This window comes from Flagellimonas olearia, assembly GCF_009184425.1.
Lineage (GTDB): Bacteria > Bacteroidota > Bacteroidia > Flavobacteriales > Flavobacteriaceae > Flagellimonas > Flagellimonas olearia.
Genome location: NZ_WELG01000001.1, coordinates 198,319 through 214,487, shown reverse-complemented (window position 1 = coordinate 214,487; position 16,169 = coordinate 198,319). Strand labels below are relative to the sequence as shown.

The 16,169-nt window shown below is 42.1% G+C and carries 8 protein-coding genes; all 8 read right to left on the bottom strand.

The genetic code is table 11. From position 1 onward, the window contains the following. Positions 1-3: 3 nt before the first annotated feature. The gene (locus F8C76_RS00870) at positions 4-1,455 is read right to left on the bottom strand and encodes an MBOAT family O-acyltransferase (RefSeq protein WP_152130052.1); all 1,452 of its coding nucleotides are present in this window, start codon (positions 1,453-1,455) and stop codon (positions 4-6) included. A 195-nt stretch (positions 1,456-1,650) separates the two neighbouring features. Further along, entirely contained in the window at positions 1,651-3,033 is a 1,383-nt protein-coding gene (locus tag F8C76_RS00865) for a DUF4861 family protein (protein WP_211372089.1), read from the bottom strand. 176 nt (positions 3,034-3,209) lie between these two features. Continuing rightward, positions 3,210-5,555 carry a hypothetical protein gene (locus tag F8C76_RS00860; RefSeq protein WP_152130050.1) on the bottom strand — a complete coding sequence of 782 codons (2,346 nt, stop codon included), beginning with the start codon at positions 5,553-5,555 and terminating at the stop codon, positions 3,210-3,212. Between the two features lie 31 nt (positions 5,556-5,586). After that, positions 5,587-7,248: a SusD/RagB family nutrient-binding outer membrane lipoprotein gene (locus tag F8C76_RS00855; RefSeq protein WP_211372088.1), complete on the bottom strand. Its 1,662-nt coding sequence runs from the start codon at positions 7,246-7,248 to the stop codon at positions 5,587-5,589. A 21-nt stretch (positions 7,249-7,269) separates the two neighbouring features. Then, positions 7,270-10,581: a SusC/RagA family TonB-linked outer membrane protein gene (locus F8C76_RS00850; RefSeq protein WP_211372087.1), complete on the bottom strand. Its 3,312-nt coding sequence runs from the start codon at positions 10,579-10,581 to the stop codon at positions 7,270-7,272. A 286-nt stretch (positions 10,582-10,867) separates the two neighbouring features. After that, positions 10,868-11,821 carry a FecR family protein gene (locus F8C76_RS00845; RefSeq protein ID WP_152130049.1) on the bottom strand — a complete coding sequence of 318 codons (954 nt, stop codon included), beginning with the start codon at positions 11,819-11,821 and terminating at the stop codon, positions 10,868-10,870. 244 nt (positions 11,822-12,065) lie between these two features. Next, entirely contained in the window at positions 12,066-12,881 is an 816-nt protein-coding gene (locus F8C76_RS00840; RefSeq protein ID WP_152130048.1) for an SDR family oxidoreductase, read from the bottom strand. A 31-nt stretch (positions 12,882-12,912) separates the two neighbouring features. After that, positions 12,913-16,107, bottom strand: coding sequence for a heparinase II/III family protein (locus F8C76_RS00835; protein WP_152130047.1), 3,195 nt, complete (start codon positions 16,105-16,107; stop codon positions 12,913-12,915). Between the last annotated feature and the right edge of the window lie 62 nt (positions 16,108-16,169).

Sequence of the window (16,169 nt, the reverse complement as noted above, 5' to 3'; positions counted from 1 at the left end):
CAACTAAAATTGGAAATAAATGAATGGGGACTCATTTGATGGCATAAACATCCCTATGGCAAACAGTATCAGTGAATAAAAACCCCATCTCATTGGCCTGTGCCACTCTTGCCCAAGTTGCGCTATTGCGTACTCCCCTTCCCGGCCTTTCCACTCAAGCAACATGAAGACCAATACCAGTATCAAGGTCAATTGATATCTTTCCCCGTCCAGAAACATTGGTGCCTTGAACAGGGAGTCAGAAAAAATACCCGAAATATAGTCAAAGGCATGTCCGATATTCTCGGCCCTAAAAAATATCCAAGCAAAAACAGTCAACCCAAAAGTCTTAAGCATCAACAGTGATTCTTTTGCTGTGGGGAAATACCTTCCTTGTGCCATTATGCCCAAGTTGTCCCTGTTTTTATTGGTCAACAGGAGCGGTAAAAAATAAATGGCGTTGATTGCCCCCCAAACAATAAAGGTCCAGTTTGCACCATGCCAAAACCCGCTGACCATAAAAATTATGAAGGTGTTCCTTACTTTCATCCAAGTACCTCCCCTACTACCTCCAAGCGGTATATAGAGGTAATCCCTAAACCATGTTGAAAGCGAGATATGCCAGCGTCTCCAAAATTCCGCAACATCCCTTGAAAAATAGGGAAAGGCAAAATTGCGTTTTAGGTGAAACCCAAACAATCTTGAAGTCCCTATTGCAATGTCCGAATACCCGGAAAAATCCCCATAAATTTGAAACGTAAAGAACAATGCTCCCAAGAGTAGGGTGCTACCATTCAAATCTGCCGAATTATTGAAAATCCGGTCCGCAAGTTCCGCACAATTATCCGCTATGACCAGTTTTTTGAACAATCCCCATAAAATTTGCCGCATGCCATCGACCGCCTTGGAATAATTAAAAGACCGCTTGCGATAAAATTGGGGAAGCAACTCGGTTGCCCGCTCAATTGGACCCGCCACCAGCTGTGGAAAGAAACATACAAAAGCCGAGAAGGCTATAAAGTCTTCCGTGGGCTCAAGTCTTCTTTTGTAAACATCAATGGTGTAACTTAAAGTTTGAAACGTGTAGAAACTTATTCCAACCGGCAAAATTATGGATAAGGTATTGGGTTTTATTTCCATTCCGAAGAATGAGAAAGCCGTTATAAAATTATCCAGAAAGAAATTATAGTATTTAAAAAATCCCAGAAACCCAAGGTTCACCAAGATACTTATCCACAAGAATGCTTTTCGCTTAAAAGCGTCTTGTTCACCCTTAAGTTTAAGTCCTATGGTAAAATCAACAACGGTACTGAAAAGAATCAATGCCAAAAACCTCCAATCCCACCAACCATAGAAGACATAACTGGCCAGTATGACCAATATATTTTGATTCCTAAGGTTCTTGTTCACCACAAACCAATAGAGTATAAAAACTACCGGTAAAAAAACTGCAAAATCAAGTGAATTAAAAAGCATTCCCTACCCTTTGATTGGTTTTTGATTAAACTTTGGTCTTTGGCGTCCGTAGCATTCCCCAAAGCATAAAAAGTTCAACAGTTTTATGGAAAAATAGGAGTCATGGGATATTGGATTGCAAATCCCAGACCAGCACATTACTTAGCTCTCCTTATAATTAATTTGTAAACTCCAGTTACGAAATGAAACCAACCATTACTTGGAAGAAGGTTTTTTTTCATACTCATGGATTTTAATAACTGGAGGGGTATTGTACTTTTTGGCCTCAGCCTCAACATACCCTACGAACGATTTTTCATCATTGTTGACCGTACCAAAGCTCCATCCTCCAAAAATCCTGAACTCATAAGAAAGATCTTGGGTTACCGGCAAAGCGAAAAGGTGGTTTCCGCCATACTTTTCAACAGGAACGTATTTTGGCAAGTATTCATCCTTGACCACTAACCCTATACCCTGCCAAGGCACCACCAACACTTCTTCTCCCAAGTCTTCGTCCGGAATACGGGCCTCTATATTTTTTCCCATCGAGATTGCGATTCCCTTTTTATTGATGGATTTATACTCCTCCATTATTTGGCGGATACCCGCACCAAACATAACATCATTGCTCGGAGGCAGGAATTCTGTATACTTAACCTCAACGGTACTCCATGATTTATGGGCAACCGCGGTATAGAATTGCTCCATTTCATAAAAACCTTGTCCAGAATTCCAATTGGTCGTTGTTACCTTTATCTGGCTTCTTAGTGGCCCATTGAACACCACATCAAAAGCGTATCGTGTATCAATTATGGGTCCTTTATCCTTTGCGGGGGAATAATTGGGACGGGAAACGGTTTCCATATCTTTCATATCCTCGAATAGTCCCATACTGCCCGACCCAAAAGTACTTGCCACCGTCATTATATCCGTACCAAGTTCCCATGGCATATAGTATCCGGATTTATTGTTCGCATATTCATAGTAAGCGGTGAGCATTGGCTCCCGTTTTCCATGTAGGTCCACCCCATGGGGGTACCATAATTTCCAACCCATGTATTCCGATTCCCAAAGAGGAACCGTATGTCGTCCATAATTACCAATAGCGGCATGAACAAGGTGTTTTGTCATTCCTCTTTCATAGGCACCGATGTACACATAAAATTCCCTTGTTTCCTTAGGGGCCAATTCTGTCATGAAAAATATTTCGTCCCAAACACCATCTTTATCCAAATCATCGACTTGAACATCCAAATAATGACCATTTGTCTCTTTTCTTCGGACGTATCCTCCATCTTTCATCAACTCTTCGTGGGTGGGCTCTTTACTGGATTCCAAATTGGGATCTACAATATTGATCCATCGTTCCGGTATGTTCTGTATAGGCAGTTCTTGACGACGTATCACAATTGGACTGTTTTCCAAGGGAATATCCAGCGGATTGGTAATCGTAAACCGAACTCTTTGAGCAGGTTGATAATCGTCCCCTTCCGTATACCATCCATAAGAAGATTGGGCATGTGCCTGTATCCATGTGCCCATTATGGCCACAATAAAAATTACTTGATGGCGTACCATCATGGATGAGTTGAAAAGCATTGCTTTTTTAAGCCTAGAGCTTAACCATTTTTCAAACTGTTCCGAAATTTTTGAGCATTTATGATTCATATTCTCAATTCTTATCTATGTCTCTTTTTTGTAATACAATCATCTTCTTTTCATTCATGACCATTGGTCCATTCAATCTTTCCCAAGAGTTTTATCCCCATCATAAATTAGGGATTATAAACCACCTTTAGGTGACTTATTGGCCCTAAAACATTTCTACTGTTTTTACTTCGGACCTTAATATCGTTCAATCCACTTTTAAGAACCCAACTGCGATCCAACGTACTTTGAGATGACCAATCACTTCCATTTAAGCTTATCAGGAAAGTATCAAAGCCGCCCGGAGTAAACGTATCTGCCTCTATTTTAACGGTACCGGGGGTCTTGGTCTCTACAAGGGATACTTTTGTCTGGTTCAAGGGCTGGTAAAAATCAATAGGTCTATTGGTATATCTTTGGTACTCATCCCGCTTTGGAAACTTGGTATCATACCAATTTAGAAAACCGTCCCATCCCCAACAGGTAGCTCCCGTATGCACGGGCACTGGTGTGGGATTTGACAAAAAATCGTTTCTGGGTATGATTCGAAAATGTCCCATTGTTTTTAAAAGATACTCCCCTCCCCCATCCGCTATTGGAAACGGATTGTTTCCCTGGCGCATACCAATATCTATCTTTGAGACCACCTTTTTCCCTAATAGGGGCACATAAGGGCTTTCCCAGGTTTCCACAAAAGGTACCTGTTCAATAAGTTTGTTGTGGATTTCCAGTCCATTAAGGGGCACACCGGTTTCCGAATCAAAATAATAATAGTCCCTTGTTGCATCCATATATATCCACTTATTGAACTCGTTGGACCATACTTCGATGACTTCATGCCCGCTCATGCCTTCGCTGTGAATGTTTATGTGACGTGCCTGATACCCTAAGGAAAGTAATGCCCCGATCAATGCTTGATTTGGATACAGACACATCCCTACCATGCGCCTTCCTTCAAAATAGGGGCCATTTAGCTTTGGCATCTCAAATGAACTTTCCGTTTCAAACTTGGGCAAATCGGATATTGCTGTTTCAACGGTTACATCGTTCCAGTCCCAAGAATAGGGGTCTAGGGTAATGGGTACCCTATAAGCCCAATTCAAAAGGCGCATCATGATTTCGAATTCTGAAGTCGCCCCTTCCACAATCCGGTCCAATTGGTGTACTTCCCTATACCTCTTTAATCCAGGGTGATTTAAGTTTTCATAGGAGAATGGATAGGACGGAGAAACGATTTCCCCATTATTGACAACATGCACGTTGAGCCCAGTACCTTGGTTGGGAGAGTGATCTTCCCACTCCGTCTTTATGGATAATCCCTTTATGCGAGGGGTCACCATAGGGTCACCCGTTTTTAATTCTACCCTCCATTGCATATATCTCATATCCTGCAATGCGTATTCCTTTCCATCTACCATGTGCTCCCAGTTGGTCCATTTACTTCCAGAGGCGGGGCCAAGTCCAAATCGAACAAATACTTTTGCTTCTGTTTTCGATGGCACTTCGAGTTTGGGCCATATGGATGTTTTTAGATTATGGCTTAACCGTTTTAACGGCGAGTCCATATCCACCAAATCAATGACAGAGGAGGTATAGGTTCCAGAGTCTTGATAGCGGTCAAGGCTTAGTCTAATGGAATACTCCCCATCTATAGCATCAAATGCGCCAAGCCGGGAATCATTCCAAGTTCTTCCTCCATCCTTACTTTTTAGTGATTTATTGGGGTGTTGGGTACGGGTCAAAGAACCCCTTTTAAATTCTTGGGCATGTGCAACAAGAATCCTCCAAGATGTACTTTCACTATTGGTCCACATTAAGAGTTCATTGTCTCCTTGTTTTAGTTGATCAACTGGCAGGTCCACATAATACCATCGATCCCATATAAAATCTATGTACTGTCTTGCCTTGGTATAGGCCACTCGTGAAGCTTGCCGTACAATCTCTTGGCCATTGATGGAGATATGCAAGGGTTCTTGGTTGCCTTCTACCTCCATTGCCTTGAACACTACCCTGGCCGAAGCCGCAGATGGGTCATCAAGGGTTAATATTTTTTTTATGACCATCCCTTTTTTCAGGTCCTCGATCCAGGCCACAGGCCCACCATCGCTCTGATACATTTTATACCCTTCGGGGACTCCTGTTGCGGGAGCATCGTCCTCAACCAGAAGTATACTGTCCAATTTTATGGCATTCCTTTTTGCATCAAAATGCAAGTTGGCCAACTGAGCGTTCTTTTCAATATCGCCCGCATCCCATTCTATTTCAGTTTTACGTAATCTTGGAGTTTCACTGGGCTTTGATTTTGACCAAAGGGAATCAAGGTCTGTAAGCAAGGAGCCTGTACCATAAAAAAAATGCGAAATATCACTGTCATGTCCTTTAAAAGAATGTGCATGCACATGACCATTGGCCATGCACATACACACTACAATCAAAACAATACTAAATGATTTTATCTTTCGTATTTCTTTCATGAAAATTTAGAAATCACCAACGTCCAATTAATTATTGTGGATCGGTAGGAGTTGGATAATCCGACAATGGTTTTGCATCCCACCAAACCCGCGTATCATTTTCATCCGGCCCACCGAGCAGTGAAACAGCTGCTTCGGTTTCTTCCAGGTTGTTGGTGTATTCGCTTGGAACAAAGGTCAACCTCCTCACAAGCTCTGTAGTGGAAACCCTTGGGTTAAGCGATTCAATTATGGCATATCCTCTAGGGTATCCTGTTCTTCTGCGTTCGGTCCAGGCCTCCCAGTCATTCATTGGATATAGGGACAACCACTTTTGCGTGATAATCTGCTCCAGTCTGGTCTCAAAACTTCCAGCTTCTTGATACAATACAGGAATATCGGATACGGGTGGGCTATCATATAGATCCGCTTCCCCTGTGTAGGTAAGTGGTTTTGCAGGTGTATTGGTGCTTACCACGTATGCATCGATCACATCACTTGTTGCATCGGTACGGGCTTCGAGAGATGCCCTGATACCACTTTCGTATAGATCCTTGGCGGTACCTCCCATATTCCAACCTCTCAATGCTCCTTCCGCTCTTAAGAAATATACTTCAGCGGCTTCCATCAACCTATCAGGCTCATTGGTTCCGCCATCTGCAATAGGCAACCATTTGGCACCAACAAAGGAATTGTTTTGCTCCAGGTCCCTACCTCTATCAGAAGATGGCATCCCGTTTCTCATCCCTACATATCCTTCGCCCTCAAACTGTTGCAATCTTCCACAGCATGGTTGCATATAAACATCCAATCGAGGGTCATCGTACCCTACCAAAAGGCTCTGCATGGTTGAGCTTACCACAAACTCGGTATGGTAGGTAATGGAACTTAGTTTGTTAATATTGTTTACTGTGGATTCCAACAGTGCGCTATCAGCGTTGTCCGTAATGACCCCTCCCGGAGCGCTTATGGCCTTTTCCGCTTCTTGCTGTGCCAATGAGGGGTCTGCATAAGCAATTCTGATGGCGAGTCGCAAACGAAGTGAGTTGGCCCATTTCAGGTACTGGTCCACATTTCCACCATATACCAAATCGTTGGTCCCAAAGGCCTCTTCGCCTGCGTTGTTCTGAAAGACAGTCACAACCTCATCCAAAGTCTGGAAAAAGCTTCTGTAAATGTCTTCTTGCGAATCATAGGCAACGCTTGTTTCTCCGTTTCCAAATTGCGAATAAATGATCGGGCCCCAATAGTCGGTAATTCTGTGGAACAACTGTACTTTCCATACTTTGGCAATGGCATTCTCCACAGTAAGATTGTTCTCTTCCGTAAAGTCCTCAACCAATTTAAGCTGAGTCCCTGCCGCACCCCATCTCGTATTGGTATAAATCCCTGTAAAAGTGGGGTCGGACCATGATCCTACCTCAGTAAAGTTTGCTGAAGGGAAATTTGGGTGAATAATTGTAAAGAACTGTGACCATTCCCCTGCATATAGGTTGTGTGATACTTGATACCATGTCATCATTCCTGAATATTGCGCTTGGGCAAGGGCGGAACCTACAGTTTTCACATCCAGTTGATCAATGGTTATTTGATCCTTCGGAGTATTGATTTCATCAAAATTCTTGGTACAAGAGCTTCCAACTAGAATTGTAACTGTTAAAACGAACAATCTAGCTCTTTTTAATCGGTAAAATATTTTATGTGAAGTCATCATTATTCTTTTTAGCATGTTTGTTTAAAAATCTATAGTAAGGTTAAAACCAAAACTTCTTTGGGTTGGTGGCACGAACGATTGAAAACCTGCTGCTGTGGAATTCGTTGCAGTAAGGACTTCAGGGTCCCAATTCCCCTTTTTTGTAATGAAAAACAGGTTTCGTCCCACTAGGGAGACCTTCATATTGCTAAAAGGTAATTTTTCCATCAATTTTGAAGGTAATGAGTAGCCCAAGGTAGCTTCCCTTAACCTAGCGTTGGTGGCGTCTTCCACAAAAGCTTCCCCGACCGGGGTGTTCCTTCCTCCTACGCTTCTCCAAAAATCTTGTGAGCTAATGGAAATGTTATTGGGAGTTCCATCTTCCAAAACAGCTGTTTCGCCGGCAAAAAGGTTCTGGCCAAAAACAAGGCCTCCATCCCTTCCTTCTAGGGTTTCTTTGGAAACACCTTCCCCATTTAGTACCGCATCGGTCATGGAAACATAACTACCACCTTGTCTGTGTTCTATAAGAAAACTTGCACTAAAGTTTTTATAGGTAAACGTATTGGCGATACTTCCTGTCCAATCCGGGTTGAAGTTCGCTACCTTAACCGTTCTACCTGAAGTGATCAATGGCACACCATTGCTTCCAACAATCACCCTTCCTTGGTCATCTCTTTCCCAACCTCTTGAATATATATTTCCAAATTCTTCTCCTTGTTCAACCACAAACTCCCGAACATAAGAATCAGACCCAACAACCACTCGTGGTCGTTGATCGGAGATACTGTTCACCCAGTTACGGTTGGTGGCAAAATTTGTGACTATATCCCAATTAAAATCATTGGTTCTTACCGGTACCAAGGTCAACATAGCTTCATAACCTTTGTTTTCAACATCACCTCCATTGGTGAAAAAGGAAGAAGCACCAGACCCTGTTGGCAATGCAACAGAAAACAATTGATCAAAGGTATTGGTCTTGTAGTAGGTAAGATCCAGTCCCAAACGATCGTTAAAGAAACGTAGGTCAAGCCCCAGTTCCACTGATTCTGTTGTTTCCGGTTTTAGGTCTACATTGGGCAGTGTACCGCTCAACTGTATAAAACCATTATTTCCACCCGAAGAAATATTTGCCGTCCTACTTAACATGTATGGTGGTGCACTGTTACCTACCTTGGCCCATGATGCCCTCACCTTTGCAAACGACAGGGCTCCTTTTAAGGATGGTATCAAGTCGGAAAGAACGGCGGAAACACCCACTGAAGGATAAAAATAAGATCTATTGTGGGAAGGTAGCGTTGAGCTCCAATCGTTACGACCGGTAACGCTTAGATAAAGGGCTCTTTTCCAACCAAAATTTCCTGAAAAGAACAAAGACTGTGTCTCCGTTTCATTACTTGGGTTGAAGGAGGCATTAGGGAACAATGTATTGGACAGGGCAAAGAAGTTGGATATCAGCAAGCTTTGTGTAGTGTTTGCTGAAAGTGCTCCAAGACCAGCAGTTTTTCTAAGAATACCCCCCGCCTGTACATCCAAGGAAATTGTTTCCGAAAGATCTTTATTATAAGACAATATAAGATCTGAATTCCAAAGACTTGAATTGCTCTTACTTACACCATAGTATCCAAAATTATAGGCCGAACCATAAGTGTCTTCACTTACTTTGGTTTCGTTGGAACTATTTCTTTCATCATACGCGGTACGAGCAATCAGGTTTAGGTCGTCGGTAATATCAAAATTTACGGCAAGTAACAAGTTCAAACGATTGGAGTCTACAAAGTTCAACACTTCGTTCATTATCCAATATGGGTTCTTACCTGAGGTAGATCCAGGGTTGAAATAATTCTGTTTTTTGGACCCATCAGCTGTTTCATAAAAGTAGTTCCTGAAATCCGCATCCCTAATATTACGAGGCATTCTATAGATATTCCGGTATGGATTGGTATGTTGGCTGTCCCCTGTGGTATTGGTATTGTCGTTGCCCTGCTTCATATAGCTTACCTTGGCATCCAGGGAGATTTTATCCGTTAACTTATTGTTGAGTCTTAACGTTAAATTGTGCCTTCCCAATCTGGTGTTGGGCATTAAGCCTTCCGCATCTGTCCTGGTATAAGAGAAAGCTGTTTGGGTTTTCTCACTTCCCCCGCTTATGTTTATTCCAGATGATACATTGAACGCTGTTTCAAAAATTCCTTTAAAGTTGTCTGGTTGGGGTAAAAATGCATATTGTTGTCCGGCAGTGGCTGGGTCTGGAGACCAAAAATCCACAAGCTGTCCTTCCATTCTTGGACCCCAAGACTCTTCGGATGTTGAATTATACACTCCTGACACCCCTTGTCCATATTCATTTTGAGTTTCAAAAAGAAAAATAGGATTCCCCATCATAACGGTACTGTTCACCCTTACGTTCATTTTTCCTGCCTCTCCTCTTCTGGTCTCAATGATAATAACACCATTTTGCGCTTGGCTTCCGTATAGTGCTGCTGCATTAGGACCTTTAAGCACATTTATGGAAACAATATTGTCAGGGCTCATGCTGCTGATTCCCCCATTGATCGGAACACCATCAACAACATACAGAGGCTGACTGTCACCAGAAATGGATCTATTTCCCCTAAGTATCACACGGGATTCTGCCCCAAGACCTGTTCCTGATTCATTGATGCGCACACCGGCCACTTTTCCTTGCAAAGAGTTGACCACATTAATTTCACGTGCCTCTGCCAATCCATCAATATCCACCGACTGCGTGCTATAACTTACAGACCTTTTCAATTTCTTAACCCCAAATGCTGTAACGGTCACCTCGTTAAGGTTTGTAAGAGCTTCTTCCATGGAAACGTTGACCACATCGCTAGATCCCACCGGAACCTCTTTGGTCAAGTATCCCAAATAAGAGAAAACCAAAACCCCCTGATTGGGAACCGAGATAGCATAATTACCATCAAAATCACTGATAACCCCAACAGACGACCCTTTTAAAAGAATGTTCACCCCCGGGATTGGCACACCGTCCATATCGGTTACGGTACCGGATACCATCTTATCCTGAACAGTTCGTAACTTGACCAAAATATGGTTTCCCATTTGCTCGTATTCAAGCCGGGTATCGATAAGAATATCATCCAAGTAAGCCTTTACGGTTTTCTTGCCGGAAGGAATGTCCAAATGGTTTATTTTGGAAACATCATTTTTATTGTACATAAAATAAAACGGTGTTTTTTTCTCAATCTCCTTAAACACCTTAATCAATGAGGCATCCGAGATTTCCAAGGATATTACCGTCTTATCTATCGATTGATTCTCCATAAATGCAGAGGCAAATAGATTACTGCTTGCAAAAAAGGCCGCCATAAAATACATTAAAACACCTTTGCTGACTGCAAGCGAGGTTGAACCACGTTGTGGACATCCACTACAACTTCTGGATTTTTTTCGAAGGAAATTTTCGAAAGGTCTGATAAAATTCATAATCGGTTTTTTAGAGTTAGTTAATTAAATCACCTTCTTTTGAAAAGGCTTAGTTTGAAGGTTTAAATCTTGAACAAAAGGGTTTTCCCCTTATTCTTCCGTAATGAAAACAGTATGTCCCATAAATTTTCTCATATTAAACTTTGTTAGAACCAAGCAAAAGAACACATCACAACTTGCTGATGATCACCGTATTGCCCTCTTCATCAAAATGAAATTCAGCTTCATTGAAATGACATAGGATCTTAAGTAATTCATCCATACTTTCTCCTTTCAGGAAAGTTGTGCTAAATCGTTTGGTTAGGAGTTCCTCATCTTTGAACTCAATTTTTACGTGAAATCGATTTTCAATAAGCGAGGCCGCTTCTTTCATGGTTATGTTATCCAGGAAAAGGTCTTGTGTCTGCCAACTTTTATCAAACTCATCGGTATGTCCCTTGATCTCAACTTCCCCTGAGTTTTTATCGTAAACAAGTCCTTCGTTTCGTTTTAGAACACCGAAAGATCTTTCCTGATCGGAGACATCCACCAATCCAGTGCTTACATCCACAGATATATCTTTTTCCAATGGCCAAGCCTTGATCCTAAAAGATGTTCCCAGGACCGTGGTCTTTATCTTGCCCGTATGGACTATAAATGGCTTTTGCGGATTCCGCTCAACTTTAAAAAAGGCCTCTCCATTTAAATAAACCTCTCGCTTATCGCTATCCTCAAACGATCCATAATCTATCTCGCTCCCTGCGCTCAAGAGTACAGAACTACCATCGGGCAAGGCAACCAATCGCTGTTCCGATGCGAAAATCTCCTTTTGCCCGGGCAAGTCCATGAAAAAATAAAGCGTCAGGGAGGAACCGATCATCAAGACAATGACGGCAGCGGCAATCTTCAAGCTCCATCTCCGTTTGGCCAAAGTTTTACCTTTTTCAACCGTGGATATTTTTTCCCAGATGGCCTTGTTCATTTTGTGCTTTACCCGCTCTCTTTCTTCATCGGATAATAGCTCGGAGATCTCCTTATCATCAAACAAGTCATAATATTCCATTAGAAATCCTTGTTCCTCATCCGTAATATCCCCATTGAGATATTTTTTTAGCAACTTCTTTAAATATGACTTATTGATCATTTCTGTTGAACATTTAATATTATGACCGGAAAGCACGAAAAAATCCTACTCCGGTCTGCTTTTTTTTTGATTTTGATGTACTTTTTTTGATTGTAGGCACTGGGAAGACAAAAAAAATACTTGTACCGGCCTTAACCGATACAAGTATCTCTTGCTTTTCGTTCCGCTTAAATTGAATACGTCCTTTGGAATCTACCTTTGGACTTGGACAGAACGTATAAATTGCTACGTTATGTTTTGATGATTAAACACCACCAAAAATTGAAAATCCACCATCCACACAGATCATGGAGCCCGTAACAAACTGGGATGCATCACTCAGCAACCACACCAAAGCACCTCCCAATTCATCGGGTTGTCCAAATCTTTTAAACGGGGTTTGATTTATCACCAATCCTCCCCGTTCGGTATATCCACCATCTGGAGTGGTTAAAAGATTCTTGTTCTGTTCCGTAAGAAAAAATCCTGGGGCCAATGCATTCATTCTAAGTTGATCGCCATATCTGTTTGCCATTTCCACAGCAAACCATTGGGTATAACAATCAACGGCAGCTTTTCCCATATTGTAGCCCAGAACCCGGGTAATCGCCCTCTTTGAATTCATGGACGATATATTTACGATACTTCCCTTTTTTGCGGTATTGCATATGGCTTCCCCAAAAATCTGGGTGGGCTTCAACGTTCCCCAAAGGTTAAGGTCCATGACCTCTTTCATTCCTTGGAGATTCATATTAAAAACATCTTCATCTGGCATCAAGACACCCTGTGGCATTATACCTCCTGCGGCATTTACAAGGCCGTCTATCTTACCATACTTGTCCAGTACCTTTTCCTTGGCTGCAACCAACTGCTCGTCATTCATAACATCGGCAATGAGTGCTATGGCTTGCCCTCCTTGTTTTTGTATCTCCTCTACCCTTTTATCCGCAACGTCCTTGTTTCTGCCAAGAACCCCCACGGTCCCTCCGGCACCATGAATGGCTTTAATGAAGGATTTCCCCAATATACCAGTACCTCCGGTTACTATAATTACTTTATCCTTTAAAGAAAAGTTATCCATAATCAAGGTGTGTTTTCTATCCAATTTAGTTTTATTCCGTTACAATGACACCCTCACCTTGTGGCAAGCTCAATTCAATTGTCTTTTCAGAATTTTTATATGTATAGTTCTTAACTCTTTTACCATTTATTTTAACCGATGATGGCCTTTTGGACACTCCTAAGGTTACCTTGCCCTCTGAGCTGCGGTAAAATTTTATTTGCTGCCCTGAAACTTCAAAAGTCATTGGCAAATCTGACTTAAGAAGGTTGTGGCCATTTTTGGAAAAGATAGTGGCCGAGGCAACAAAGGTAACCCCATTATCCCAGACCACGGATACAGCATCGGTCTCCATTTCTTCAACGGAATAGATTTGACCAGGCTCTGTGGTAAATGCAATTTTATTTCCTTCTATGGTTCCCGAAACAAAACCGTCATGGGTTTGGACATCAACATCTGGCATAGATCCTTCATCAGTAACAGAGAGCACGTTCGCCATAACAAGTGGTTTGCCTTGGGTACGTGCGGTCACCGTAAGCATACCCTCTCTTTCCAACGGCCTAACATTCAACAAGGTCTTAAGGTAATGAGGGGTCTCTACGGCTTCTACATCCATCACACTTGGTGAAAGATGAACAATATTCAGGCTGGAACCGCCTTTTGTTATTGAAGAAGCTTCTTTATCTGCTTTGATATCCTCCAGTCTCAGTGTCTGATAAAGTAATGTAACGTCATGGTCCTCCTCATTGGGAACTGCTATATCTAGCATCAATAAGGTTCTAGGTTTTAAGTACACCACATTTCTGGTGAGGGATTTTACTTTACCCCAGTATAGCCTTCCAATGTCTCCTGCGGAAAAAGCTGCCTTCTTACCATCCAAGAACTGATCTATAAAAGCATGGTCATCAAAACCGGGAGCAAAATTCAAAGGGTCTCCAACGCGTTGACTTTGATGGTTCCCGTCAATAAGAATAGTAGAATGCCCCACAGGTTGCGTCAACCAAGGTTGATACAAGGGGTCATCATAATAATTTGAATTTTTCAGGTGTCTTTCCTCAATGAATATATTGCCCCGATCGGCCAACCAAAAGCTTCCTTGATCTAAATGTTGATGGTTATAAAAAGCCCCGGTCCGCATTACAAACACAAAATCATCTTTCTCCCATCCGCTTTTGAAGACAGTGGTCCCTACATTTTTGAACATTTTGACCGGGCTTTCATCGAAAGGTGAATCCTCTTTTACATTTTTGGTATCATAGAACACATCCTGGATGGTTTCATTTTCTCCTGCGGATGTACCTTCCTTGATACCCGAGTCCCCATTACTTGCCTGTGTGTTGGACTCAATATATCCCCCCTTCTTCAAATAGTTGTAAAACCATCCAAGTCGAGGTTCCTTTTGCATATCAAGTAAAAATGCCCAATTAGTGGCCGGATTCATGTTGCCTCCGGAATCCCCATATTCAAACCAATGCCTATCTTTAATGATGCCACCCCAAATGTATTCATTATAGGTACCTATTAAAGGGGCACTCAAATCAATATTAAATACATTTTTAAGTGATGGTACACTGTAGCCCATATTGGAAAAGGTATAGTTGTTATAGCCAAGACCTTCACCCCACGAACCATCATTTGAGTCTGTTACCTTGGTAATGAACTCATAATATTTCATCATGGTTCCCGTAAAATAAGGCTCAAGATTTTCCACATCGGGCCCATCGCCATAAATGGCCGCCATACTCATCATGGCCCCACCACTTATCATTCCCAACCAGTTTGATGTATTGGAAGTGATGTTATCATTGTACACATAGGTCCTGAACGAACCCTTTACAATATTGTCTATGATTGCCTTCCGAATCTTACTTGACTCTTCATCGGTCATGAGATCATAGGTTAAATCATATGCCTCTGCCACCCTGTGGGACCAGCTTCCAGTGCGGTGTTCACTGAAACGACCTCTTTTGATCTGCCATGGATGACCCCAATTGGGCCATTCCGAAAGTTTAAGCAATACATTCTTGACATACATCCCTGCCTCTTTGTCCCCATGAAACGTATATGCCATTGCATTCATACGTAACGCACCATCTGTACTATAAATGTGTGAACCCCAAGCGGACCAAGTAGGAAGCCAATCTTCATCGGGAAATTGGTCCAGATCAAAAACCAAGCTTTCCACGGGAACCTTTTCCCGTTCTTCCCTCGCCTTTTTGGCAATATCATTGTACACTTTTTCAAATTGAGGTTGCTTAAATCTTTCCTGAATCCATTTCTTCTTTTCATCATCATAGAGTAGTCTTGGGTGCACCCCATCAATCTTACTTACTTTTGGTGCTATATGAATGGTAAACTCTGTATCCGAAAGTTGTTTTGATCCTTGATAGGCTGTAAGTTTCCCAAGATAAAGGCCATCTGGAAATGAAAGTTTCATGGAAGAAAGGGTCCACAGTCCATTTTTCTTGCTCAATCTTCCTTTGTAAACCACATGCTCCCTATCAGTATAGGACACCAACTCCAATTGCACCTTTGTTGCCTGTAACGGCCATTCCCCTTTTAACTTGAATTCATCCCCATAATGATATGGTTTCTCCGGAATAAAAGGTTTATACTCGGGAAGTTTATGCATGGTAGGTTCAGAAAAACGAAATACCATGTCGCGCTCCCCCTCAAAGACAATATCATCCAAGCCAAGATAAAATGGCATCTTGGGGTCTGCTTTGGGAATTTTGGTCAAGATGGCCAAAGCATAAATTTTCACCTGTTCCTTATTCATTATCCCAGGGTTCTCCTTGATGACGTCGTTAAAATCCACGGTTACCCATTCCCATGTATTGGTTTTGGGAGCGGGTATGGTAACATCCAATTTCCCTAACTCCCCTGCCGCAAATCTTACTTTAATGAACTCCGGGGCAAGATGGGTCTTGACGTAGTATCTAAACTTGATCTTGGACCTGCTCGTCAAATACATATCCAATAACTTTTGGGCCCCTGCATAATTATCCACATGGGTATATGGGGTCACCTTTTGCACAATTGAAATATTAGGGTCACCCGGCACCATTTCGTCAATTCTAAAGTTGGGATCGTAGGCTGTATCTTGCCAAAGCGGGTAAGACGCCCATGCCCCCAAGGCACGGTCTTCAAAGTTTTCAGAATAGGTCCAGGGCTCAAGGACGGTATCGGCAAACAACCGAATAGAACTACAAAGACAGATGATAAATAAAAACTGATACTTACTCATAAAATATATTCTTGTTAAATATTAAACTAGATAGGATCCTTACTTGGTTCATTGTCATCAGA